Annotated in this window: 16 protein-coding genes and 1 tRNA gene; 8 read left to right on the forward strand and 9 right to left on the reverse strand. The window is 65.7% G+C overall.

Features of this window, described 5'->3' with window-relative positions; translation table 11 throughout:
• Nucleotides 1-73 precede the first annotated feature (73 nt).
• The 3 genes from RXV88_RS15325 to recA all read right to left on the reverse strand — a co-directional run bounded on the left by RXV88_RS15325 (nucleotide 74) and on the right by recA (nucleotide 4,278).
• Complete coding sequence (locus RXV88_RS15325; RefSeq protein WP_316294368.1) at nucleotides 74-361, reverse strand: DUF1330 domain-containing protein; 288 nt, start codon at nucleotides 359-361, stop codon at nucleotides 74-76.
• Between the two features lie 3 nt (nucleotides 362-364).
• A complete protein-coding gene (gene alaS / locus RXV88_RS15330; protein WP_316294369.1) occupies nucleotides 365-3,037 on the reverse strand; it encodes an alanine--tRNA ligase in 2,673 nt (890 codons plus the stop codon).
• 158 nt (nucleotides 3,038-3,195) lie between these two features.
• A complete protein-coding gene (recA, locus tag RXV88_RS15335; RefSeq protein ID WP_316294370.1) occupies nucleotides 3,196-4,278 on the reverse strand; it encodes a recombinase RecA in 1,083 nt (360 codons plus the stop codon).
• Between the two features lie 182 nt (nucleotides 4,279-4,460).
• On the opposite strand from recA, the gene RXV88_RS15340 reads away from it, so the two are divergent.
• Complete coding sequence (locus RXV88_RS15340) at nucleotides 4,461-5,054, forward strand: gamma-glutamyl kinase (protein ID WP_316294371.1); 594 nt, start codon at nucleotides 4,461-4,463, stop codon at nucleotides 5,052-5,054.
• Nucleotides 5,055-5,063: 9 nt separating this feature from the next.
• On the opposite strand, the gene RXV88_RS15345 is transcribed toward RXV88_RS15340, so the two are convergent.
• The 3 genes from RXV88_RS15345 to guaB all read right to left on the reverse strand — a co-directional run bounded on the left by RXV88_RS15345 (nucleotide 5,064) and on the right by guaB (nucleotide 10,082).
• Nucleotides 5,064-7,313, reverse strand: coding sequence for an ATP-binding protein (locus tag RXV88_RS15345; RefSeq protein WP_316294372.1), 2,250 nt, complete (start codon nucleotides 7,311-7,313; stop codon nucleotides 5,064-5,066).
• 159 nt (nucleotides 7,314-7,472) lie between these two features.
• Nucleotides 7,473-8,624, reverse strand: a complete 1,152-nt coding sequence (locus RXV88_RS15350; RefSeq protein ID WP_316294373.1) for an RsmB/NOP family class I SAM-dependent RNA methyltransferase — start codon at nucleotides 8,622-8,624, stop codon at nucleotides 7,473-7,475.
• Nucleotides 8,625-8,633: 9 nt separating this feature from the next.
• Nucleotides 8,634-10,082: an IMP dehydrogenase gene (gene guaB, locus RXV88_RS15355; protein WP_316294374.1), complete on the reverse strand. Its 1,449-nt coding sequence runs from the start codon at nucleotides 10,080-10,082 to the stop codon at nucleotides 8,634-8,636.
• Nucleotides 10,083-10,290: 208 nt separating this feature from the next.
• On the opposite strand from guaB, the gene RXV88_RS15360 reads away from it, so the two are divergent.
• The 6 genes from RXV88_RS15360 (at nucleotide 10,291) to RXV88_RS15385 (ending at nucleotide 16,667) form a co-directional block, all read left to right on the forward strand.
• Nucleotides 10,291-10,779 (forward strand): GFA family protein, encoded by a 489-nt coding sequence (locus RXV88_RS15360; protein ID WP_316294375.1) that lies wholly within the window; start codon nucleotides 10,291-10,293, stop codon nucleotides 10,777-10,779.
• Nucleotides 10,780-11,100: 321 nt separating this feature from the next.
• Nucleotides 11,101-12,054: an agmatinase gene (speB, locus tag RXV88_RS15365; RefSeq protein WP_316294376.1), complete on the forward strand. Its 954-nt coding sequence runs from the start codon at nucleotides 11,101-11,103 to the stop codon at nucleotides 12,052-12,054.
• A 130-nt stretch (nucleotides 12,055-12,184) separates the two neighbouring features.
• On the forward strand, nucleotides 12,185-13,330 hold the full coding sequence (locus RXV88_RS15370) for a CaiB/BaiF CoA-transferase family protein (RefSeq protein ID WP_316294377.1): 1,146 nt from the start codon (nucleotides 12,185-12,187) through the stop codon (nucleotides 13,328-13,330).
• A gap of 117 nt (nucleotides 13,331-13,447) precedes the next feature.
• Nucleotides 13,448-15,493, forward strand: a complete 2,046-nt coding sequence (locus RXV88_RS15375) for an ASKHA domain-containing protein (protein ID WP_316294378.1) — start codon at nucleotides 13,448-13,450, stop codon at nucleotides 15,491-15,493.
• A gap of 58 nt (nucleotides 15,494-15,551) precedes the next feature.
• Nucleotides 15,552-15,625: transfer RNA gene (locus tag RXV88_RS15380), tRNA-Gly, on the forward strand.
• 592 nt (nucleotides 15,626-16,217) lie between these two features.
• Nucleotides 16,218-16,667: a TM2 domain-containing protein gene (locus RXV88_RS15385; protein ID WP_316294379.1), complete on the forward strand. Its 450-nt coding sequence runs from the start codon at nucleotides 16,218-16,220 to the stop codon at nucleotides 16,665-16,667.
• Nucleotides 16,668-17,095: 428 nt separating this feature from the next.
• Here RXV88_RS15385 and RXV88_RS15390 read toward each other — a convergent pair whose 3' ends face one another.
• On the reverse strand, nucleotides 17,096-18,208 hold the full coding sequence (locus tag RXV88_RS15390) for an acetoin utilization protein AcuC (RefSeq protein ID WP_316294380.1): 1,113 nt from the start codon (nucleotides 18,206-18,208) through the stop codon (nucleotides 17,096-17,098).
• A gap of 76 nt (nucleotides 18,209-18,284) precedes the next feature.
• Between RXV88_RS15390 and RXV88_RS15395 the strand changes: the two genes are divergently transcribed.
• Nucleotides 18,285-19,358 carry an AbrB family transcriptional regulator gene (locus RXV88_RS15395; RefSeq protein ID WP_316294381.1) on the forward strand — a complete coding sequence of 358 codons (1,074 nt, stop codon included), beginning with the start codon at nucleotides 18,285-18,287 and terminating at the stop codon, nucleotides 19,356-19,358.
• A 186-nt stretch (nucleotides 19,359-19,544) separates the two neighbouring features.
• Here RXV88_RS15395 and RXV88_RS15400 read toward each other — a convergent pair whose 3' ends face one another.
• Entirely contained in the window at nucleotides 19,545-21,365 is a 1,821-nt protein-coding gene (locus RXV88_RS15400) for an ABC-F family ATP-binding cassette domain-containing protein (protein ID WP_316294382.1), read from the reverse strand.
• 57 nt (nucleotides 21,366-21,422) lie between these two features.
• Nucleotides 21,423-22,196, reverse strand: coding sequence for a GNAT family N-acetyltransferase (locus RXV88_RS15405; RefSeq protein WP_316294383.1), 774 nt, complete (start codon nucleotides 22,194-22,196; stop codon nucleotides 21,423-21,425).
• Nucleotides 22,197-22,198 lie beyond the last annotated feature (2 nt).

A 22,198-nucleotide genomic window follows, 5' to 3' on the forward strand; every position in this document is an offset into this window, starting at 1 on the left:
CACCTCCACATATGGTGAATCACAAAATCCGGCCCGTGGAAATCCCATCGATTCAGATTTCAAGGATGACGCTTTAGTCTGTCGTTTCGACGATCAGCAATTCCCGTTCGGACGCGCCACGCGCGTGGCTCAGCGCCTCTTGGTATTCGGGCGAGTGATAGCAGGCCTCGGCATCCTCGACCGAGGGGAATTGCGCCACCACGTTGCGCGGCCGTTCCTTGCCTTCCAGCTGCACAAAGCGCCCGCCGCGGGCGATGAACCGGCCGCCGTGCTTGGCGATGGCCGGCCCGGCCAGTTCGGCGTAGCGGCCATAGGCCTCGGCGTCGGTGACGGTCACATGGGCGATCCAGAGTGCGGGCATGTCTTATCCTCCAATCACGGCTTCGGCGGCCTTGATGGCGGCCTCGGCATTTTCGGCGCTGGCGCCGCCGCCCTGCGCCATGTCCGGACGGCCGCCGCCGCCCTTGCCGCCCAGTTCGGGCACCGCGGCCTTGACCAGATCGACCGCCGACACACGGCCGGTCAGATCCTCGGTCACGCCCGCCGCCACGGCGGCCTTGCCGCCGGTGTCGGCGATCAGCAGCACCGCGCCCGAGCCCAGCCGCGCCTTGTGCTCGTCGATGAGCGGCGGCAGATCCTTGCCCGACACGCCCTGCAGCACCTGCGCCACGAACTTGACGCCCGCGATTTCGCGCGCCTCCGCCCCGCCTTGCGCGGCGCCACCCGCCATGGCCAGATCGCGGCGCAGCTGCGCCACCTCGTTGGCCAGCGCGCGGCGTTCCTCCATCAGCGCGCGGACCCGTGCGGGCACGTCGGCGGCCTGGGTCTTCAACTCGAGCGCCAGATCGGTGATGCGGTGATCCTGCTCGCTGAGATACCGAAAGGCCTCGGCCCCGGTCAGCGCCTCGATCCGGCGGACGCCAGCGCTGCTGGCGCTGTCGCCCAGCGTGACAAAGACACCGATATCGCCGGTCTGGCGCACATGCGTGCCGCCGCACAGCTCGATCGAATAGGTCTGGCCATCCGCCCCCTTGCCCGAGCCGTGCTGAACGCCCATGCTGACCACCCGCACCTCGTCACCGTATTTCTCACCGAACAGCGCCTGCGCGCCGATGCCGCGCGCGTCATCCGGCGTCATGATCCGCGTCTCCACGGGCGCGTTCTGGCGGATGTAGCCGTTGACCTCTTCCTCGACCTGTTTCAGCTCTTCGAGGCTGAGCGCCTTGCCATGGCTGAAGTCGAACCGAAGCCGGTCGGGTGCGTTGAGCGAGCCGCGCTGCGCGACGTGATCGCCAAGCGCGCGCCGCAGCGCCTCGTGCAGCAGGTGTGTCGCCGAGTGGTTGGCCCGGATCGAGCCGCGCCGGGCATGGTCCACCTCCAGCTGCACCGCGTCGTTTCGGGCGAACGTGCCGCGTTCGACCGTCACCTGATGGGCAAAGACCTTGCCGCCGCCCATGCGCTGGGTGTCGGTCACGGTGGCGTAATCGTCCTCATCCTCCAGCCGCCGGATCCAGCCGTGATCGCCGACCTGGCCGCCGGATTCGCCATAGAACGGAGTCTGGTTCAGCACGATCCAGCCGTTTTCGCCCGCCTTAAGCGCGTCGACCGCCTTGCCGTCGCGCACCAGCGCCAGCATCTGGCCCTCGGCCACCTCGGTGTCGTAGCCCAGAAAATCAGTCGCGCCATGCTCTTCGGCGATGTCGAACCAGATTGCCAGATCCGCGGCCTCGCCCGATCCGGCCCAGGCCGCGCGGGCCTTGGCCTTCTGCTCGGCCATGGCGGCGTCGAAGCCATCTGTGTCGACGGTCCGGTTACGCTCGCGCAGCGCATCCTGCGTCAGGTCGAGCGGAAAACCGTATGTGTCGTAAAGCTTGAACGCCGTCTCGCCGGGCAGCGCGGCGCTGTCGGGCAGGTCCTTCAGCTCTTCGTCCAGCAGTTTCAGCCCGCGGTCCAGCGTCTGCTTGAACCGTGTCTCCTCCAGCCGCAGGGTTTCCTCGATCAGCGCCTGCGCGCGGCCAAGCTCGGGATAGGCCGCCCCCATCTGCCGCACCAGCGCGGGCACCAGCCGGTGCATCACCGGATCCTGCGCACCCAGCATATGCGCGTGCCGCATCGCGCGCCGCATGATCCGGCGCAGCACATAGCCGCGCCCGTCGTTCGACGGCATCACGCCGTCTGCGATCAGGAACGAGGTCGAGCGCAGATGATCGGCGATCACCCGGTGATGGGTCTTGCCCGGCCCATCGGGATCGGAGCTGGTGGCATCCGCGCTGGCCTCGATCAGGCTGCGGATTAGGTCGGTGCTGTAATTGTCGTTGGTCCCCTGCAACAGCGCCGCGACCCGCTCGATCCCCATGCCGGTGTCGATGCTCTGCGCCGCCAGCTCCTTGCGGGTGCCATCCTCGAACTGCTCGTATTGCATGAAGACGAGGTTCCAGATCTCGACAAAGCGGTCGCCGTCCTCTTCCGGGCTGCCCGGAGGGCCGCCCCAATATTGCTCGCCGTGATCAAAGAAAATCTCGGTACAGGGGCCGCAGGGGCCGGTCGGGCCCATCATCCAGAAATTGTCATCCGTGGCGATGCGGATGATCCGGTCCTCGGGCACGCCGGTCTTTTTCCAGATCTCCGCCGCCTCGTCGTCAGTGTGGTAGATCGTGACCAAAAGCCGGTCCTTGGGGATGTCGAGCTCTTTGGTGATCAGCTCCCACGCAAAGGGGATCGCCTCGGATTTGAAGTAATCGCCAAAGCTGAAATTCCCCAGCATTTCAAAGAAGGTATGATGCCGCGCGGTATAGCCGACATTATCCAGATCGTTGTGCTTGCCCCCGGCGCGCACGCATTTCTGCGCGGTGGTGGCGCGCTTGTAATCGCGATGCTCGACGCCGGTGAAGAGGTTCTTGAACTGAACCATGCCGGAATTGGCGAACATCAGTGTCGGGTCGTTGCGCGGCACCAGAGGGCTCGAGGCGACAACCTCGTGACCCTGTTTTTCAAAGTAGCCGAGAAAGGTGGATCGGATATCGTTCAGCGTGGGCATGAGAGTATCGCCTTTTGCGCGCGTCGTCGGGATTGGCGCAGGTGTAACGGCCTGATCTGGCACTGTCCATAAGCGCATGTACCGCAGGCCCGGCCCCGGCCCGGAACGAAAAAGGGCGCCCCGTCGGGCGCCCCTGTGACTTTGCCTGTCTCGGCTGGTCAGGCTTCGACGACGTCGCCGTCCTCGCCACCCTCGCCACCGCCTGCCATGTCGAAGTCCAGGCCGTGCGCTGCACGAATCTTGTCCTCGATCTCCAGCGCTGTGCCGGTGTTCTCGCGCAGGAAATTCTTGGCGTTCTCGCGCCCCTGCCCGATGCGTTCGTCGCCGTAGGAATACCAGGCGCCGGATTTTTCGACCACGCCGGCTTTGACGCCCAGATCCAGCAATTCGCCGGTCTTGGAAATCCCCTCGCCATACATGATGTCGAATTCGACCTGTTTGAACGGCGGCGCGACCTTGTTCTTGACCACCTTCACGCGGGTGGCGTTGCCCACAATCTCGTCGCGGTCCTTGACCGAACCGATGCGCCGGATGTCGAGTCGCACAGAGCTGTAGAATTTCAGCGCGTTGCCGCCGGTCGTCGTTTCGGGGCTGCCGAACATCACGCCGATCTTCATCCGGATCTGGTTAATGAAGATGACCATGCAATTGCTGCGCGCGATCGAGCCGGTGAGCTTGCGCATCGCCTGGCTCATCAGGCGGGCGTGCACGCCGACGCTCGAATCGCCCATATCGCCCTCAAGCTCGCTCTTGGGGGTCAGCGCGGCGACCGAGTCGACGACCACCATGCTGACCGCCCCCGATCGCACCAGCGTATCGGTAATCTCGAGCGCCTGTTCGCCGGTGTCGGGCTGCGAGATCAGCAGCTCGTCCAGATCGACGCCCAGCTTGCGCGCGTACTGCGGATCGAGCGCATGTTCGGCGTCGACAAAGGCGCAGACGCCGCCCTTTTTCTGTTCCTCGGCCACGCAATGCAACGTCAGCGTCGTCTTGCCCGACGATTCGGGCCCGTAGATTTCGATGATCCGCCCCTTGGGCAGCCCGCCGATCCCCAGCGCGATGTCCAGCCCCAGCGACCCGGTCGAGGTCGACTCGATATCCTTGATGGCGTTTTCGCCGCCCAGTTTCATGATCGAGCCCTTGCCGAACTGCCGTTCGATCTGGGCCAGCGCACTGTCGAGCGCCTTTTTCTTGTTCGCGTCGCGCTTGCTGTCCATCGTCAAAAGATCTGCCGTTGCCATGATTTGATTGTCCTTATTCCACACCCCGTCACGGGCGGCAATTGCTGCTTTCGTTCACCTCTTGTTCCGTTATGTATGAGATCAAAAAGAGAACATTTCAAGTCGTATTTTCTTTGCTCACTCTGGGGCCTCAGCGTTAAAGATTGGTTTACGACGATTGACCGACCGGTGAAGGAGCGCAGATGCTGGTTTTCTGGAAGCAAAGGCTGGTGGTGCTGGCGGTGCCCAAGACCGGCACTTCGGCCTTTGCCCGCGCGCTTGCGCCGCATGCGTCGATGAGCGTTCAGGACCCGCCCGAGCTCAAGCATGCGCCGCTTTACCGCTACAACCGCTTCTTCCGGCCGATGTTCGAAAAGATGGGCGCGGATCACATGGAGACGGTGGCGGTTCTGCGCGAGCCGGTCAGCTGGCTGGGCAGCTGGTATCGCTACCGGCAGCGGCCGTTTCTGGACGGCAAGCCCGTTTCGACGAAGTCCATGTCCTTCGACGCCTTCGTCGAGGCCTATACCCGCGGCGATCGCCCGCCCTTCGCCAATGTGGGCAGCCAGGCGAAATTCATCGAGCCGCGGCCCAACGGCACGGCGGTCACGCATCTATACAAGTACGAAAACCAGGCCGGGCTGATCGGGTTTCTGGAGGACCGGCTGGGGCTGAGCATCGACCTTCCGCGTGAAAACGTGTCGCCCCGGCGCGATCTGGCGTTGTCGGCGGACCTAGAGGCCAAGCTGCGGCGCAAATGCACGGCGGATTTCGCGGCGTGGGACTCGGCGCTCTGACGTCCGGGATCAGGCGAACTGTGCGTGCACGACGTCGGTCAGCTCGTTGAGCGAGAAGGGTTTGGGCAGAAAGACCGAATCGACCGGGCGGTCCTGGCCTTCGCCAAAGGCGTCCTCCGCATAGCCCGACATGAAGACCACGCGCACCTCGGGCCGTTTGACCAGCGCCTCGCGCACCCAGGTCGGGCCGTCCATCCCGGGCATCACCACATCGGTCACGAAGACATCGACCTCCAGCGTGCCGTCGTCTAACAGCGACAGCGCCTCTTCGGCGGATTCCGCCTCGATCACCGTGTAGCCACGCAGCCGCAGCGCCCGCGCGGCGAAGGCGCGCACCGGGGCCTCGTCCTCGACCAGCAGAACGACGCCTTCGCCGTTCCGCGTGATCGCGGGCGTCTCTTTCACCGGTTTGGCGGTCTCCTCCGGGGCGGCTTCCTCGAAGGCGGGGAACATCAGGGTGAAGCAGGTGCCCTTGCCGACGACGCTGTCGACGAAGATGAACCCGCCGGTCTGTTTGACGATCCCGTAGACCGTCGACAGGCCCAGCCCCGTACCCTCGCCGGTGGGCTTGGTGGTGAAGAACGGCTCGAACACCTTTTGCAGCTGGTCCTTGTGGATGCCCACGCCCTCGTCGGTGACCTTGACGGTCACATAGGTGCCGGGCGCCACGACCGCGCGGTCGCGCCGGAACGGTTCGCGCAGCACCGCGCGCTCGGTCTCGATCAGCACGCTGCCGCCGTTGGGCATGGCGTCGCGGGCGTTCACGACGAGGTTCATCATCACCTGTTCAAGCTGGCGCTTGTCGCCCCGGATCGCCGGCAGCACCGGTTCGTGGCTGAGCTTGAGCTTGACCCGCTCGCCGACCAGCCGGTTGAGCAGGTGGGTCAGATCCGCCAGCGTGTCACGTAGATCCAGAACCTCGGGGCGCAGGGTCTGCTTGCGCGAGAACGCCAGCAATTGTGACACAAGCGCGGCGGCGCGGTTGGCGTTCTGGTTGATCTGCACCAGGTCGCCGTAATCCGGATCGCCCTGATCGTGGCGCAGCAGCATCAGGTCGCAATGGCCGGAAATGGCGTTCAGCAGGTTGTTGAAATCATGCGCCACACCGCCCGCAAGCTGGCCGATGGCCTGCATTTTCTGGCTCTGGACGAACTGCGCCTCCAGCGTCTTGAGCTCGGTCGCGTCGTTCAGCACGGCCACCAGCAGGGGTTGGCCGTCCTCGATCACGCGGTTGAGCGTGACCTGAACGAACATCTCGCGGTCGGTGCGCGAGAGCCGCAGAAATTCCGAGCGGTTAAGGCCACGTCCCGCCGCCGCATCGGTCAGCCAGTCCGAAATCGACCTGCCCAGCCCCTCCATCAGATCGCCCATCGTCAGGCGCGGCGTGATTTCGGTATCCAGCAGCTGGCGCGCCTCGCGGTTGGCGCGCAGCACCTCGCCGGACGGGTTCACCTTGAGCAGCGGCACGGGAAGGCTGTCGAACTCGGTCTTGTCGGCGGGTTTCAGGGTCGCGTCGCCGACCGCCTCGAACAGCAATTCCTCGCGCCCGGCGCCGGCTTCGCCGACATGGATCAGATAGCGGCGCGTGCCGTCGGGTGTGTGCACGTTGTGGATGTCGCCCGGGGAGATGCGTTCCTCCTCTATCGCCTCGGCGATGTTGCGGGGCCGCTTGCCGAGCAGGTTGCGCGCCTGTTCGTTCATATAGAGCACCGCGCCCCGCCGCCCCAGCGTCAGGATCGGATGTTGTTTGCCCTTGTCCGGCCCCTGCCCGGCCTGGCCCGGCAGCGTCAGGCGCCAGACCACGGTTTCCCCGTCGAGCTGCTGCACACGGATGCAGGCGGTGCCACGCGGGCCCGCCACATCCTCGACCGCGATACCGTTTTCCGAGGCGCGCAGCTGCAGGCGGAACACGATTGCGGCCGGGCTGGCGAAATGTCCGTCGAGCGCGCTGGCCAGCGGCTCGCCGGTGCGCAGCGACAGGGCGTCACGCGCGGCAATATTGGCAAAGCGGATGCGGCCGTCGCAATCGGTCACGGCCGCCGGCGTCGCCTCGCCCTCCAGCAGCTGGGTGACCAGGGCGAAATCGGTCTTGCCCTGCGCCCGCGTCACCAGCGACCAGGCCGTCAGCCCGACCGCGACCGTTGCGATTGTCGCCGCCGCGGTCAGAAACCCCAGTTGCGCCGCCAGTCCCGGGGCCAGCATCGCAAGCCCAAGACACAACAGCGCCAGCGCAAAGAGCACGCCCTTGCGGCGCATCATCGATCTGGAGGCACGCGCCACCGGCGAAAAGCTCATCGTCGTATCGGCCAAGATGCCCACCGCTTACATGATTCCCTTCGGCATCATTGAAGCGTTCCGGGGTTAAACGTAAATTAACCGAAGATCCGAAATCTGGCAACAACTTAGAGTTGTTGTCCGTCACGCGTGCCGCAGCAGCGCCAGGAAAAAGCCATCGCCATCCTTGCCCGGCAGAAACCGGTTCTGCAGGACATTCGTCCAGCCGTCGCGCCGGGACAGGAAATGTGTCACTCGATTCGCGTTTTCCCCGTCCAGTACGGAACAGGTGACATAGGCCAGATACCCGCCATCGGCGACCAAAGCCGAGGCTTTCTCGAGGATCTGGTCCTGCGTGTGCATCAGGTCCTCCAGCCGCTCGGGCGTCAGCAGCCACTTGCCCTCGGGTGCGCGCCGCCACGAGCCAGACCCCGAACAGGGCGCGTCGCAGAGCACCAGATCGAAGGCCCCCTCCGGTGCATCGACAGGCGTGACGACCGCCCCCGCCCGCTGGGCGCGCACAGGCAGATCGCGCATGCGGCGCGGGTCGGCGTCATGGGCGATCACCTCGGCCCCGGTGCGCGCGGCCATGGCCAGCGCCTTGCCGCCGCCGCCGGCGCAATAATCCAGCACCCGCGCGCCCTCGGTCAGAGGCAAAAGATCGACGACCTTCTGGCTGGCGGCATCCTGCAGCTCGACCAGACCGTCGCGGTAGGGGGCGGAGTTCTGGATGCGGCGCGGGTTTTCGGTAACGCGCAGGGCGGTCGGCACGTCCGCGACGGGCTCGGTGCCCACGCCCTCGGCGGCCAGCGCAGCCTGCGCCGCGGCCACATCCGTCTTGCGCATGTTCACCCGCAGGAAGGTCGGCGCGCGGTGGCGCAGGGCCTCGGCGACCTCGGACGCCTGCTCTCCGAGCGATACGCGGAACGCGGCAAAAAGCCAGTCCGGCAGATCGGCGGCCTCTTGGGGCGTCGGCGCGCGGCCCCCGGCGCCTTCCTGCTCTGTCAGAGGCGACGGCCCGTGGCGCGACCCGTCGAAGAGCGTCTCGATCGCCAGCCCGCTCTGGCGCAGATGTCCGATCATCAGCGTGCGCCCACCCTCGCCGCCGCCACGCGCCGCCGCGCTGCGGCGGGTGCGCAGGATGTCGAAGACCAGATCGCGCACCGCCGCCCGGTCGCCGGACCCGGCATAGCGCGCGCCGCGCGCCCAGTTGGTCAGCGCCTTTTCGGCGGGCACCCCGTCGCCCATCCGGGCCAGCACCTCGATCGCGGCCTGAACGCGCGCGGCGGGGGTCATGCGGCGGGCTCAGGCAAGACGGTAGTTCGGGCTCTCGCGGGTGATCTGCACGTCGTGCACATGGCTCTCCTTGAGCCCCGCGCCGGTGATCTTGACGAACTGGCAGTTCGTGCGCATCTCTTCGATGGTGGCGCAGCCGGTATAGCCCATGGCAGCACGCAATCCGCCAACCAGCTGGTGCAGCACCGCGCCCGCGCCGCCCTTGTAGGGCACCTGCCCCTCGATCCCCTCGGGCACCAGCTTGTCGCTGGCGGCGTCCTTCTGGAAGTACCGGTCGGCCGAGCCGCGCGCCATCGCGGCGAGCGAGCCCATGCCGCGATAGGCCTTGAAGCTGCGGCCCTGGTACAGGATCACCTCGCCGGGCGACTCGTCGGTGCCCGCCAGCATGCTGCCCACCATCGCACAGGAGGCCCCCGCCGCGATGGCCTTGGCGAAATCGCCCGAGAACTTGATGCCGCCGTCGGCGATCACAGGCACGTCGCCCGCCGCCCTGGCGCAATCCATGACCGCGGTCATCTGCGGCACACCGACACCCGCGACCATCCGCGTGGTGCAGATGCTGCCCGGGCCGATGCCCACCTTGATCGCGTCCGCCCCGGCATCGATCAGCGCGCGGGTGGCCTCGGCGGTGGCGACGTTGCCGGCCACGATCTGCACCTCGTTCGACAGCGTCTTGGCCCGTTCGACGGCCTTGGCCACGCCCTCGGAATGGCCATGGGCGGTGTCGATCACGACCATGTCGACGCCCGCATCCACCAGCGCCTGCGTCCGTTCGAACCCCGCGTCGCCCACGGTCGAAGCCGCGGCGACCCGCAGCCGGCCAAGGCCGTCCTTGCAGGCGGTGGGGTTCAGAACGGCCTGTTCGGTATCCTTGAGCGTCAGCAGCCCGGTCAGCTTGCCGTTCGCGTCGGTCACCAGCAGCTTTTCGATGCGGCGACCCTTCATCAGGCTGATCGCCTCCTGCCGGTCGGCCGGTTCGCGCAGGATCGCGAGGTTTTCCGAGGTCATCATCACGCTGACCGGCGTGTCGTCGTGTTCGGCAAAGCGCATGTCGCGGTTGGTGACGATGCCGACGACCCGGCCCTCCGGGTCGACCACCGGGAAGCCGGTAAAGTTGTACCGTTCGATCAGCGCCTTGGCGTCGGCCAGCGTCTGATCGGCGCGCAGCGTTACCGGGCTGTAGACGATGCCGGATTCAAAGCGCTTGACCCGCCGCACCTCGCGCGCCTGCTCCTCGACGCTCAGGTTACGGTGAATGACCCCCATGCCGCCGGCCTGCGCCATGGTGATCGCCATACGTCCTTCGGTCACCGTGTCCATCGCAGAGCTCAAAAGCGGAATGTTGAGCGCGATGGCCTTGGTCACACGCGTGCGCGTGTCGGCCGTGCTGGGCAGCACGCTCGATGCCCCGGGCACCAGAAGAACGTCGTCGAAAGTGAGCGCCTCGCGAATCTCCATGGGTCTCTCCTTGGGAGGGGTCGGTTGGCAGTTGCCTATCGCATGGCATCCGCCCAAGGAAAACCCCAAAAGCATCGCTTTTGCATGTGCGGCATTACCCGCCACCGCGATAGGGACGGCAGCAAAGCCTCAAAGGACCGTGGTCACATCGGGCGCAGCAGTCTAGGCTGGCGGTCACGAGGTATGAACTTGGTCAAGGGGGCGGGATATGACGGACGGACACAAAGGCCGCTGCCTTTGCGGCGAGGTGGCCTACGATACGGGCGCCGCGCCGCTCTGGCTGACGATCTGCTATTGCCGGTTCTGCCAGCGCGCGACCGGTTCGGACCGCATGATCGAACCTATCTTCGAGCGCGCGCCCTTCGCCTTCACCCAAGGCCAGCCGACGGTCTACACTCTGCCGTCCGAGGGCAGCGGACAGGACGTCAACGTGCACTTCTGCGGCAAATGCGGAACCAAGCTGGCGCTGACGTTCGCGCGCTGGCCTGACCGGCTGGGCATCTATATCGGCACTCTCGACGACCCGGCGTCGATCGCCGCGACACCCGACAACAGCAAGCACATCTTCGTCTCGGAGGCCCGCCCCGGCACGATACTGCCTGCGGGCGTCAAGACCTTTGACCGCCACGCCACCGAAATCGACGGCACCCCGATCGAGCCGACCGTTCATGGCGTGCAGTTTTTTGTGGAGGGGTGACAGGGTGCTGCGTTTGGATCGAGACCCGGTTCGGCAACGATCCGGTTCAACCGCGAATTCGAACCGACGCCCGATTTTAGCTCAAGGCCGACATTCCGGTTAACGCCTATGCGGCTTGGAGCGGTTTCTGATGCAGCGGACGGTGAGCTGACGTTTGCTGCGGTATGCTCCAACGGCCGCTAGGTGTTTGATCCCAGGGTTTGATGGTGCGATCCATTCGTTGGAATGGAAGGACGCCTTATGGGACAGATACGCCACGGCTGGACACAGGCGTGGAACTCGGGCTCTTTAAGGATGTCTTCACACCGGAAAGGAGCCAGCATGGCACATGGCTATGACAGCGGGCGGCTTGATCTGCCGTTTACCGGCATCTGCACCTTCGCGCGCAAGCCTCATGTGGCGGATTGGTCCGCGCTGCAGGCCGATGTGGCTGTGCTGGGCGCGCCGTTCGACGCGGGCACCCAGTGGCGGCCGGGCGCGCGGTTCGGGCCGCGCGCGGTGCGCGAGGCCTCGACGCTTTTCAGCTTCGGCCATGCCGGGGCTTACGATCACGAGGACGACGCCATCTACCTCGGCCCCGAGGTGCGGATCGTCGACATGGGCGACGCCGATATCGTCCATACCGACACGCTGAAAAGCCACGCCAACATCCGCGCCGGCGTCGAGGCGGCGCTGAATGCGGGCGCGCTGCCGGTGGTGATCGGCGGCGATCATTCGGTCAACATTCCCTGCATCGAGGCGTTCGAGGGCCACGCGCCCTTCCATGTGCTGCAGATCGACGCGCATCTCGACTTTGTCGACGAACGCCACGGGGTAACACGCGGCCACGGCAACCCGATGCGGCGTGCGGCGGAAAAGACCCATGTCAGCGGGCTGACGCAGGTCGGCATCCGCAACGTCAGCTCGACCGCCAAGGAGGGCTATGACGACGCCCGCGCCATGGGCTCGGACATCCTGTCGGTGCGGCAGATGCGCAGGCTCGGCCCCGCCGCCACCGCCGCCCGAATCCCCGAGGGCAGCCCGGTCTATATCACCATCGACATCGACGCCTTCTGCCCCTCGATCGCGCCGGGCACCGGCACGCCCAGCCACGGCGGGTTTCTTTATTACGAGGTGCTCGAGCTTTTGCAGCAGGTCGCCCAAAGCCATGAAATCGTCGGCATCGACCTGGTCGAGGTGGCACCCGATTACGACCCCACGGGCAGCACCGCCATTCTTGCCGCGCAGTTGCTGATGAACCTGCTGGGCTTCGTGTTCCACGCGCGCGGCGCGTAGCCGCAGCGCCTCCGCCCGGAAAACGGGCGCGGGCAGGCTTATTCCCGCCACGCCGCGATCCATGACTTGCGGCGGCGGCGCGATCTGTCACAGATTGGGGAAAAACCACGCACAACCACAGGCAGCACACATGTCCCTACCCCTAGACGGATGCCTCGTTCTCGACCTCACCCATGTTCTGGCCGGCCCCTTCTCGTCGATGACCCTGCTCGATCTCGGGGCCAAGGTGATCAAGGTCGAACGCCCCGGCACCGGCGACGACACCCGCGCCTTTCCACCCTTCAAGGACGGCAAATCCGCCTATTTCGCGGCCATCAACCACGGCAAGAAGTCCATCGCGCTCGACCTCAAATCCGACGGCGACCGCGAGATTTTCGACCGGCTGCTGGCGCGCGCCGACATCCTGCTGGAAAACTACCGCCCCGGGGTGATGGAGCGGCTGGGCTATGGCTGGGGGACGCTGCACGAACGCTATCCGGCGCTGATCTATGGGGCGGTGTCGGGCTTTGGCCACACCGGGCCGGACGCCAAACGACCGGCCTACGACATGGTCGTGCAGGCGCGCGGCGGGGTGATGTCGATCACCGGCGAGAAAGACCGCGATCCGGTGCGCGTGGGCGCCTCGATCGGCGATATCGTGGCGGGCATGTACCTGACGCAGGGTCTGCTGGCCGCGCTTTACGACCGCACCCGCAGCGGCACCGGGCGCAAGGTGGATATCGCGATGCTCGACAGCCAGCTGGCCATTCTGGAACATGCCATCGCGCTGACCACCGTCACCGGCAAGGCCCCCGGCCCCTCGGGCGCGCGGCATCCCTCGATCACCCCGTTCGAGACGTTCCACGCCTCCGACGGGCTCTTCGTGATCGCGGCGGGCAACGACGTGCTATTCGAAAAGCTCTGCGTCGCGCTCAACCTGCCCATCGCCGACGATCCGCGCTTTGCCACCAACCCCGAGCGCTGCAAGCACGCACGCCTTCTGAAACGGCTGATCGAGGCGGTGACGCTGGATCACACCCGCGCGCACTGGATCGCCAAGCTGACGGCGGCGGGCATTCCCACCGGCCCGATCCAGACGGTGGACCAGGTGCTGAAGGATCCGCAGATCCTGGCGCGCAACATGGTGGTGGACGTGCTCGACAAACACGGGCGCGCCGCGTTCAAGGCCGCAGGCAACCCGATCAAGATGTCCGATACCGAGGACCGCACCACCCGCGCCCCCGCCCCCGATCTCGATGGCAACCGGGGCGAAATCCTGCGCTGGCTGGATTCCTGAGCCCGCCGGCGGCCGCCCCGCCCTCACGATGCCGTTTTCAGCCCCGGGCGCGCCGGAACCCGGCTTTCCATTCGCGCGCGCCGCGATATGGTGCGCGCACATCTTCCAGGAGCCGCCATGAGCACCGATCCCCTCGTCGTTTTCACCCCGTCCGGCAAGCGCGGCCGCTTTGCCAAGGGCACGCCGATCCTGACCGCCGCGCGGCAGCTGGGCGTCGATCTCGATTCGGTCTGCGGCGGGCGCGGGATTTGTTCGAAATGCCAGATCGCCCCGTCCTTCGGCGATTTCCCCAAGCACGGCATCACCGTGGCGCAGGATGCGCTGTCCAAGTGGAACGCGGTCGAGGAACGCTACCAGCAAAAGCGCGGGTTGAAGCCCGGGCGGCGGCTGGGTTGCCAGGCGACGGTGCAGGGCGACGTGGTGATCGACGTGCCCCCCGAAAGCCAGGTGCACCGCCAGGTCGTGCGCAAGGCCGCCGCCGTGCGGGCCATCGAAATGGACCCGGCCACGCGGCTTTTCTATGTCGAGGTCGAGGAACCCGACATGCACGAACCCACCGGCGATCTGGAGCGTGTGGCGCGCGCCTTGCAGGCACAATGGGGGATCGAGGAGATATCCACAGACTTTTCCACACTTCCCCTTTTGCAACCTATTCTGCGCAAAGGTCAGTGGAGAATCACCGTCGCCTTGCACAAACGCGATAAATCCGCTTTACCCAAGCTGATCGCCGCCTGGCCCGGCCTGCATGAGGCCGGCATCTTCGGTCTGGCCATCGATCTCGGCTCGACCACCATCGCCGCGCATCTGACCAACCTCGATACAGGCGAGGTCGTGGCCAGCGCGGGCATCATGAACCCGCAGATTCGCTTTGGCGAAGATCTGATGAGCCGGGTCAGCTATGCCATGATGAACCCCGGCGGCGCGGTCGAGATGACTCGCACCGTGCGCGAGGCCATCGACCAGCTGACCAACGACATCGCCGCCGAGGCCGGGATCGCGCCCGCGCTGATCCTCGAGACGGTCTTTGTCTGCAACCCGGTGATGCATCACCTGCTGTTGGGGATCGACCCGGTCGAGCTGGGCCAGGCGCCTTTTGCGCTGGCCACCTCGAACGCCATCGACATGACCGCGACCGAGCTCGGGCTGACCGCCCTGCCCGGTGCGGCGCAGATCTACCTCCTGCCCTGCATTGCAGGCCACGTCGGCGCCGACGCCGCTGCCGTTGCGCTGTCGGAACAGCCCGGCAAATCCGAGGATCTGGCGCTGATCGTCGACGTGGGCACCAATGCCGAGATCCTGCTGGGCAACACCACCCGCGTTCTGGCCTGCTCTTCCCCCACCGGCCCCGCCTTCGAGGGCGCGCAGATCAGCAGCGGCCAGCGCGCCGCCCCCGGCGCGATCGAGGCCATCCGCATCGACCCCATGACTAAGGAACCGCGTTTCCGCGTCATCGGCTGCGATCTGTGGTCGGACGAGGACGGCTTTTGGGACCGGACCGCTGCCACCGGCATCACCGGCATCTGCGGCTCGGGCATCATCGAGGCGGTGGCCGAATTGCGGCTGGCGGGGCTGATGGACGCATCGGGCCTGATCGGATCGGCCGAACAGACCGGCACCGCCCGCTGCCTGCCCGCCGGCCGCACCCACGAATACCTGATCCACGACGCCACCGCCGAGGGCGGGCCCCGCATCACCGTCACCCAGGGCGACATCCGCGCAATCCAGCTGGCGAAGTCGGCGCTCTATGCGGGTGCTCGGCTCTTGATGGACGAAATGGGCGTCGACAAGGTCGACCGTGTGGTGCTGGCCGGGGCTTTCGGCGCGCATATCTCGTCGATACACGCGATGGTGCTGGGGATGATCCCCGACGTGCCTCTGGACAAGGTCACCAGCGCCGGCAACGCCGCCGGCACCGGCGCGCGCATCGCGCTCTGCAACGTCGCCGCACGGCGCGAGATCGAACAGACCGTGCGCCGGATCACCAAGGTCGAGACCGCGATCGAGCCGAAATTCCAGGAACATTTCGTCGCCGCAAACGCGATCCCGCACAAGACCGACCCGTTCCCAGAACTGCTCAAGATCGTGACCCTGCCCCAGGTCAGCTTCAACACCGGCGGCGACAGCGAAGGCGGCGGCCGCCGCAGACGGCGGCGCGCGGGCTGAGATCGGTCGCGCGCCCCCTTGACCTGCCCCCGCCGCTTGCCTAATCAACGTCCAGAGCGCGGGTATGGTGAAAAGGTATCACGCGAGCTTCCCAAGCTTAAGTTACGGGTTCGATTCCCGTTACCCGCTCCAAATTATTGCATAAATCACTGATAAAATGAGAAAATTCAGGATCGGGTATGAATCTCCGCCTTTAAATCTGCCCGCAAAATTTCTGAAAGATCACGCGGTTTGCATCCTAATCCTAGATGATCTTTCCAAAGGCTCTGTATCGAACCTTGTTCGAATGGCACCAGCATAGTTCGAATGGCACCAGCATATCATCCGCCAAACCACCTTTAGCGGCAAGCTATCGGAACGAGCCCAGCTTTACCGCCTGACCGACTTTGGCCGTTTGGGGATGCTTAGGCTTGAAAGTAACCGGTTTGTCTTGGCGGGTACCTTCATGTCAGCATCTACTTACGCTTAATGATGACGTCGGCGACAAAATCCGAAAGAACCCAGATCGACTGGTCTGCCCACTGGGGTGCCAGTTCATCCCAAAGTTGGATGAACCGGGTCGCTGTGACCAAAAAATCATGCTCGGTTCGCGCGCCAGATTCCAGAACTACAGCACAGCGGGCCCATGAAGCTTGATTAGCGCACAATTTGGCTGCAAAATGGCATCGACGATGTTCCACTTCAGGGACATCGGTGTAAATAAATTATTGGGAAGCAGAAATGAATGGAACTATACTTCACATTGGCCATGACAGTGGTTAGGGGGCAATTAAGGGGCAAGATTGAAATAGATACAATTTTTTTGTCACACCATGTATCCACAGATATCCGCAAGCTCAGGCCCGGTTTGCGCGTTGATTTTGTTATAAACAATGGCCAGGCAGATGAGATATTGCCTGATATTGCATCTGGTCCAATTCCCGCGCATAAAAGCAAAATTGCCGCAGCGCTTTTGGCGCTTTTCCTAGGTGGCATTGGCATTCACAAATTCTATCTGGGAAAATCAACCGCAGGTATAATTACACTTGTAGCATCATTTACTGGAATATTTCTCCTGTTTATTCCAAACCTTTTAATTGCAATTATTTCACTGATTGAGGCGGTGATCTATTTGAATAAGTCAGAAGATGAGTTTTATGATAAGTATGTAATTGGAGATAAGGCTTGGTTTTAATATTATTGCTCAAGTTAGTGATGGTAATATTGGGTCCTGTCAAAAGCATTCCAGTAATTTCTTCTTTCGGTTGAGTGTTTCGGGATTTCCCTTTCGGGATGACCCCATGGGCCCGCAACGTCCCGTTGCCACGATCAGGATGCTGCCAACGTTTCATTGGCCGCCCGTGCCGAATATCTTGCTGCGCGCGCCTATCGGTTTCAGCGCGCGCCCGGCTTTACCCGTCAGACAAAAGGCTCCACCGATTTGCACGTTCACGCTAACCAAGAGAACCAGCGTCCGGTGCCCAACCGGATTTCGTCACAGGTCGAATTCCAGAACAGCGATTCCGTCCGATGTACCAAACGCACCACCAACGCGACGGGTGACATGAAAGATCGTACTACCCTTCGACCTTTACGAATCACGTTGCCCGCTCCACTTCTCCGTCAGACCTCTGCCATGAGCCGTGCGCGTAGCGTGTCGACGTCCGCGCGCAGGGTGTCGCGAATCGGCCCTTCCCTGGGCGTGTCGCGCAGGGTCGCGACCAGTTCCGGCCCCGGGCGGGCCTTACGGGTCCACGACAGCGCCGCGAGGATCGCGCGGGCCTCGGGCGGCAGGCGGTCGGGCACCTCGGCGCCGCTCAGTTCCGCCCATACGGAGGTCCAGCAGCGCGCCACGCTCCACGGGTTGTAGCCGCCGCCGCCCGACACGATCAGGCGCGGGCTGAGCGGGCGCAGGGCGCGCACCGCCGCCACATGCGCGCGGTTCGAGAGCGCCAGGCGCGACAGCGGATCCTCGGTCAGCGCATCGGCGCCGCATTGCAGGAACACGGCGTCGGGGCGAAAGGTCTCGACCGCAGGCAGGATCACCCGGTCGAGCACCAGCGCGAATTCGGTGTCGTTGAACCCCGCCGCCACCGGCAAGTTGAAGGCTGCGTCACCGCCCCGGTCGGTCAGCAGGCCGGTAAAGGGCCAGCGCCGCGCCTCGTGCACCGAGATCACGCGCACCTCTTGGGATCCGTCAAAGGCGGCCTCGACCCCGTCGCCGTGATGCGCGTCGATATCCACATAGGCCACGCGCCGCAGCCCCATCTGCAAGAGTTGCCGGATCGTCAGCACCGGCTCGTTCAGGTAACAGAACCCCGCCGCCCGGTCCGCAAAGCCGTGATGCGTGCCGCCGCCCGGGTTGTGCACCACGCCGCCGTCGCGCACCAGTTCGGCGGCCAGCAACCCGCCGCCTACTGCCGTGGCCGGGCGGCGGTACATCTCGGGAAACACCGGGTTGGAGAGCGTGCCCAGCCCGTGGCGGGCGCGGACATCGTCGCTTACCTCTTGCGCGGCTTCGGCGGCCTGAAGCGCCGTCACATAGTCCTGCGTATGAAACAGCCGTAGTGCCGCCGGTTTGGCCATGGGGCTTTGCCGGTAACGCTCCGGCGGCAGCCACCCCAGCGCGCGCCCAAGGTCGATGACCGTCGGCACACGCGGGATCGACAGCGGGTGCCGGCGGCCATAGCTCGACCCGCGATAGATATTGGACCCGATGAAGACGGCCTGCTGCATGGGGTCCAACCTAACCGCCCTGGCCGCCGCGCCAAGGGGCGTTGCGCTTGGCGCCGGCTTGGCTTAGCCCATTCCCATGCCCGCCTTCGACCATCGAACGATCGCCCTGACCGCCGCATTGCTGATGCTCGGCGCGGCGGGGGGTGCCGTGGCGCAGGCGCTGTCGCTGCCGATGCCGTGGATGCTGGGCAGCCTCGCGGCCTCTGGCGTCGCGGTGGGGCTGCTGCAGGACGGTGTTCTGCGCAGCTATTCCTTTCCGCAGCGCTTTCGGACGTTCTTTGTCGGGCTGATCGGCGTCATGATCGGTACTCAGGTGACGCCCGAGTTGCTGGGCCTTGCGGGGGAATTGCCACTGACGCTGGGGGCGCTGGTGATTTTCGTGGCGCTGGCGCATGGCGGCAACCACCTGATCTTTCGCCGGATCGGCGGCTACGACCCGCCCACGGCCTTCTACGCCGCCACGCCCGGCGGCATCATGGAGAGCCTCTTTCTGGGCGAGCGCGCGGGCGCTGATCTGCGCATTCTGACCTCGCAGCAATTCCTGCGGATCATCTTCGTGGTCACATTGGTGCCGGCGGGGCTTTCGATCTGGTTGGGCCATCCGGTGGGGTCGGCGGCGGGGATGAGCGCGGTGGGCAGCCAGCAACCGCTGACCGCCGCGACGCTGGGGCTGATCGCCACGGTCACGCTGGCGGGGCTGGCCGTTGCGCATTTCATCCACCTTCCGGCGGCGCAGATCACCGGACCCTTGCTGCTGGCGGCGGGGCTGACGGTCTGGGCGGGGCTCGATCTGCAGCTGCCGGTCTGGCTGATCATGGTGGCGCAGGTCGTGGTGGGCGTGAGCCTCGGCATGCGGTTCAAGGGCGTGACGGCGGCGATGCTGCGCCGGTCGGTCTGGCTCAGCGCGCTGTCGGTGGGCTATATGCTGATCCTGGGCGGTGTCTTCGCGGTGGGTCTGGCGCAAGCCACCGACATCCCGTTCCTGCACCTGCTGATCAGCTACGCGCCCGGCGGCGTCACCGAAATGTCGGTGATCGCGCTTAGCCTCGCGGCGAACCCGGCGCTGGTCAGCCTGCATCACGTCTCACGCATCCTGATGACGGTCGCCGCGCTGGCAGTGGCGCAGCGGGTCTGGGGCGGCGCGCGCTGAGGCGTTTACCACCCAGCGTGGTACAAGCCGCGACCAGCGCCTGCCCGTGGGATGGCGCAGCAGCATCAGGTCTCCGCGCTTTATGCGAGCCCAGTCATTGCTCCGAATGAGCGGCGCGCTGACGTCGCCAAAGCGGCGGCCTTCGGGCTTGATTACGCGACATTGGGCCACGAAGCCCCTTGGGCCCTACCCCTCCGCCTCGGCCTTTTCAGCAAGCGTCAGCCAATCCTCTTCGGCCTGGGCCAGCGCCTCTTGCCGGGTGACCAGCGCCTCGGTGGCCTTCTGGAATTTGACCGGCTCGCGGGTGAAAAGGTCGGGGTCGGCCAAAAGCGTCTCGAGCTTGCCGATCTCGGCGGTCAGCCGGTCGATTTCGCCCGGCAGAGCCTCGAGCCGGTGCTTTTCGGTAAAGCTGAGCCCCTGCGGCTCTTTCCTGGCCTTGGGGGCGGGTTTGGGCGCGGGTGACGCCGCCTTGCCGGCAGGTGCGGACGCGGCCGCCGTCTCGGTCTTCTGCGCCTGATAATCGCTCCAGCCGCCGGCATAGACCGTGGCGCGGCCGTCACCCTCCATGGCGATGGTCGTGGTCGCCACCCGGTCGAGGAAATCGCGGTCGTGGCTGATCAGCAGCACCGTGCCGTCGTATTCGCCCAGCAGATCCTGCAACAGATCGAGCGTTTCCACGTCAAGATCGTTGGTCGGTTCGTCCAGCACCAGAAGGTTCGATTCGCGCGCCATGATCCGCGCCAGCAAAAGCCGCGCCTTCTCGCCCCCCGACAGCGACCGCACCGGCGCGCGGGCCTGCCGCTCGTCAAAGAGGAAATCCTTGAGATAGCCGACCACATGGCGCGGCTGGCCCCGCACCAGCACCTGGTCGGCCTTGCCGCCGACCCGCATCTCGGCATCGCCGGTCAGGCTTTCCCACAGCGACATCTCGGGATCGAGCTGCGCGCGGGTCTGGTCGAACACCGCAGGCACCAGGTTGGTGCCCAGCGTGACCGTGCCCTCGTCCGGCGCGATCTCGCCCATCAGGATGCGGATCAGCGTGGTCTTGCCGACGCCGTTGGGCCCGACAAAGGCCACCCGGTCGCCGCGCTGAACGGTCAGGTTCAGGTTGCGCACGATGGTCTTGTCGCCAAAAGCGTGGCTGACGTTGCGCGCCTCGATCACCTTCTTGCCCGAGGCCGGACCGCCGCTCAGCTCCATCGCGGCGGCGCCCTGGCGGCGGATCTGCGAGGCGCGTTCGGCGCGCAGATCCTGCAGCGCGCGCACCCGGCCCTGGTTGCGCTTGCGCCGCGCGCTGATGCCTTCGACCGCCCAACGCGCCTCGGCCTTGATCTTTCGATCAAGCTTGTGGCGCTGCATGTCCTCGTCTTCCCAGACCTTGTCGCGCCAGGTCTCGAACTCGGCGAATCCGCGCTCTTGCCGACGCACCTGCCCGCGGTCGACCCAGAGCGTGGCACGGGTCAGCTGGCTGAGAAACCGGCGGTCGTGGCTGATCAGGACAAAGGCCTTGCGGGTCGCCCTCAGCTCATCCTCGAGCCAGCCGATGGCGGTGATGTCGAGATGGTTGGTCGGCTCGTCCAGAAGCCGGATGTCGGGATCCTGCGCCATCAGCCGCGCCAGCGCCGCGCGCCGCCGTTCGCCGCCCGAGGCATTGGCGACGGGCGTCGACGGGTCGAAGCCCAGCCCCTCGCCTGCCCGCTCGACCTTGTACATCTCGCCCGGATCGAGCGCCGCAGTGGCGAAATCGCCCAGGGTTTTGAAGCCCGACAGATCCGGGTCCTGCTCCATATAGCCGACGCTGACATCGGGCGGCACGACGCGCGTGCCGGTGTCGGGCTCGACCAGCCCGGCCATCACCTTCATCAGCGTGGATTTGCCCGATCCGTTGCGCCCCACCAGCGCCACCCGGTCCCCCGGCTGGACAATGAGCGACAGGTCGGAAAAGACCGGCGCCCCCCCGAAGGTGAGCGCGATATCGGTGAGTTGCAGAAGCGGTGTCATGGCCATGTCCGTGCGCTAGGGCCAATGGCCTCCGCCGTCAAGCGGGCGGTCTTGTTCGCTATTTCACGAAATATCGAAGGAGGCCGCCAGGCGGCGCAGCGCCTGCGCGCGCGCGGGCGGGATCCGCGCCACCTCGATCCCGGTGAAGACATGCAGCGTGTTCATCTGCCGGTCGATCACCGCATGGTCCGACACCCGACCGCCCATCGCCAGATAGCTGCGCAGCAAGGGCGGCAGCCCGGCGGCCGGCGGCGCGCCGCCCTGCCCGTCCGGTTCAAGCGCGACCGTCTCGGCGGCCTTCACGCCGGGGGCCCAGCGGGCCGGGGCCAGGAACCCGTCGGCCAACGTGGCCAGTGCGGCGCGATGCGGCGCGGGGTCGGTGCCGGGAAAGCTGCTGCAGCCAAAGAGGAACCCCACACCCGCCGCATCGACCATCGCGGTGACCGCCGCCCAGGCCATGCGCGGGATTTGCGGATCGCGCCAGCCGGGATGCAGCGCAAAGCGCCCCAGCTCGAGCAAGGGGGCGGGATAACGCCGCAGCCGCGTCAGATCGTAGAATTGCGCGGAATAGCTGGTATGGGCGTCCCGCGGCGCGATCACCCTCGCCCGGCAAGTGCAGACCGCCGCGCCCGTCGCGCGTTCCTCGACCAGCACATGGCGGCAGCGTGCATCGTGATCGTCCCCGTCCTCGCGCGCCAGCCGGAAGGCCAGACGCCGCAGCGCGCGGGCGGCCTCCAGATCGGACGCGCTCTGCGCCAGACGGCAGCGGAGTCGCGCGGGCGTCGGATCTGCCTTCGGCACCGGGATCGTGGTCGCATCGTCCGCCGGGCGCGGCACGC

The sequence above is a fragment of the Aestuariicoccus sp. MJ-SS9 genome, from assembly GCF_032586235.1.
Lineage (GTDB): Bacteria > Pseudomonadota > Alphaproteobacteria > Rhodobacterales > Rhodobacteraceae > Aestuariicoccus.

Excerpts from the sequence above, each read along its gene's own strand:
- RXV88_RS15325 (WP_316294368.1), bottom strand. The coding sequence starts at position 361 with ATGCCCGCACTCTGGATCGCCCATGTGACCGTCACCGACGCCGAGGCC.
- alaS (WP_316294369.1), bottom strand. The coding sequence starts at position 3,037 with ATGCCCACGCTGAACGATATCCGATCCACCTTTCTCGGCTACTTTGAA.
- recA (WP_316294370.1), bottom strand. The coding sequence starts at position 4,278 with ATGGCAACGGCAGATCTTTTGACGATGGACAGCAAGCGCGACGCGAAC.
- RXV88_RS15340 (WP_316294371.1), top strand. The coding sequence starts at position 4,461 with ATGCTGGTTTTCTGGAAGCAAAGGCTGGTGGTGCTGGCGGTGCCCAAG.
- RXV88_RS15345 (WP_316294372.1), bottom strand. The coding sequence starts at position 7,313 with ATGATGCGCCGCAAGGGCGTGCTCTTTGCGCTGGCGCTGTTGTGTCTT.
- RXV88_RS15350 (WP_316294373.1), bottom strand. The coding sequence starts at position 8,624 with ATGACCCCCGCCGCGCGCGTTCAGGCCGCGATCGAGGTGCTGGCCCGG.
- guaB (WP_316294374.1), bottom strand. The coding sequence starts at position 10,082 with ATGGAGATTCGCGAGGCGCTCACTTTCGACGACGTTCTTCTGGTGCCC.
- RXV88_RS15360 (WP_316294375.1), top strand. The coding sequence starts at position 10,291 with ATGACGGACGGACACAAAGGCCGCTGCCTTTGCGGCGAGGTGGCCTAC.
- speB (WP_316294376.1), top strand. The coding sequence starts at position 11,101 with ATGGCACATGGCTATGACAGCGGGCGGCTTGATCTGCCGTTTACCGGC.
- RXV88_RS15370 (WP_316294377.1), top strand. The coding sequence starts at position 12,185 with ATGTCCCTACCCCTAGACGGATGCCTCGTTCTCGACCTCACCCATGTT.
- RXV88_RS15375 (WP_316294378.1), top strand. The coding sequence starts at position 13,448 with ATGAGCACCGATCCCCTCGTCGTTTTCACCCCGTCCGGCAAGCGCGGC.
- RXV88_RS15385 (WP_316294379.1), top strand. The coding sequence starts at position 16,218 with ATGGAACTATACTTCACATTGGCCATGACAGTGGTTAGGGGGCAATTA.
- RXV88_RS15390 (WP_316294380.1), bottom strand. The coding sequence starts at position 18,208 with ATGCAGCAGGCCGTCTTCATCGGGTCCAATATCTATCGCGGGTCGAGC.
- RXV88_RS15395 (WP_316294381.1), top strand. The coding sequence starts at position 18,285 with ATGCCCGCCTTCGACCATCGAACGATCGCCCTGACCGCCGCATTGCTG.
- RXV88_RS15400 (WP_316294382.1), bottom strand. The coding sequence starts at position 21,365 with ATGGCCATGACACCGCTTCTGCAACTCACCGATATCGCGCTCACCTTC.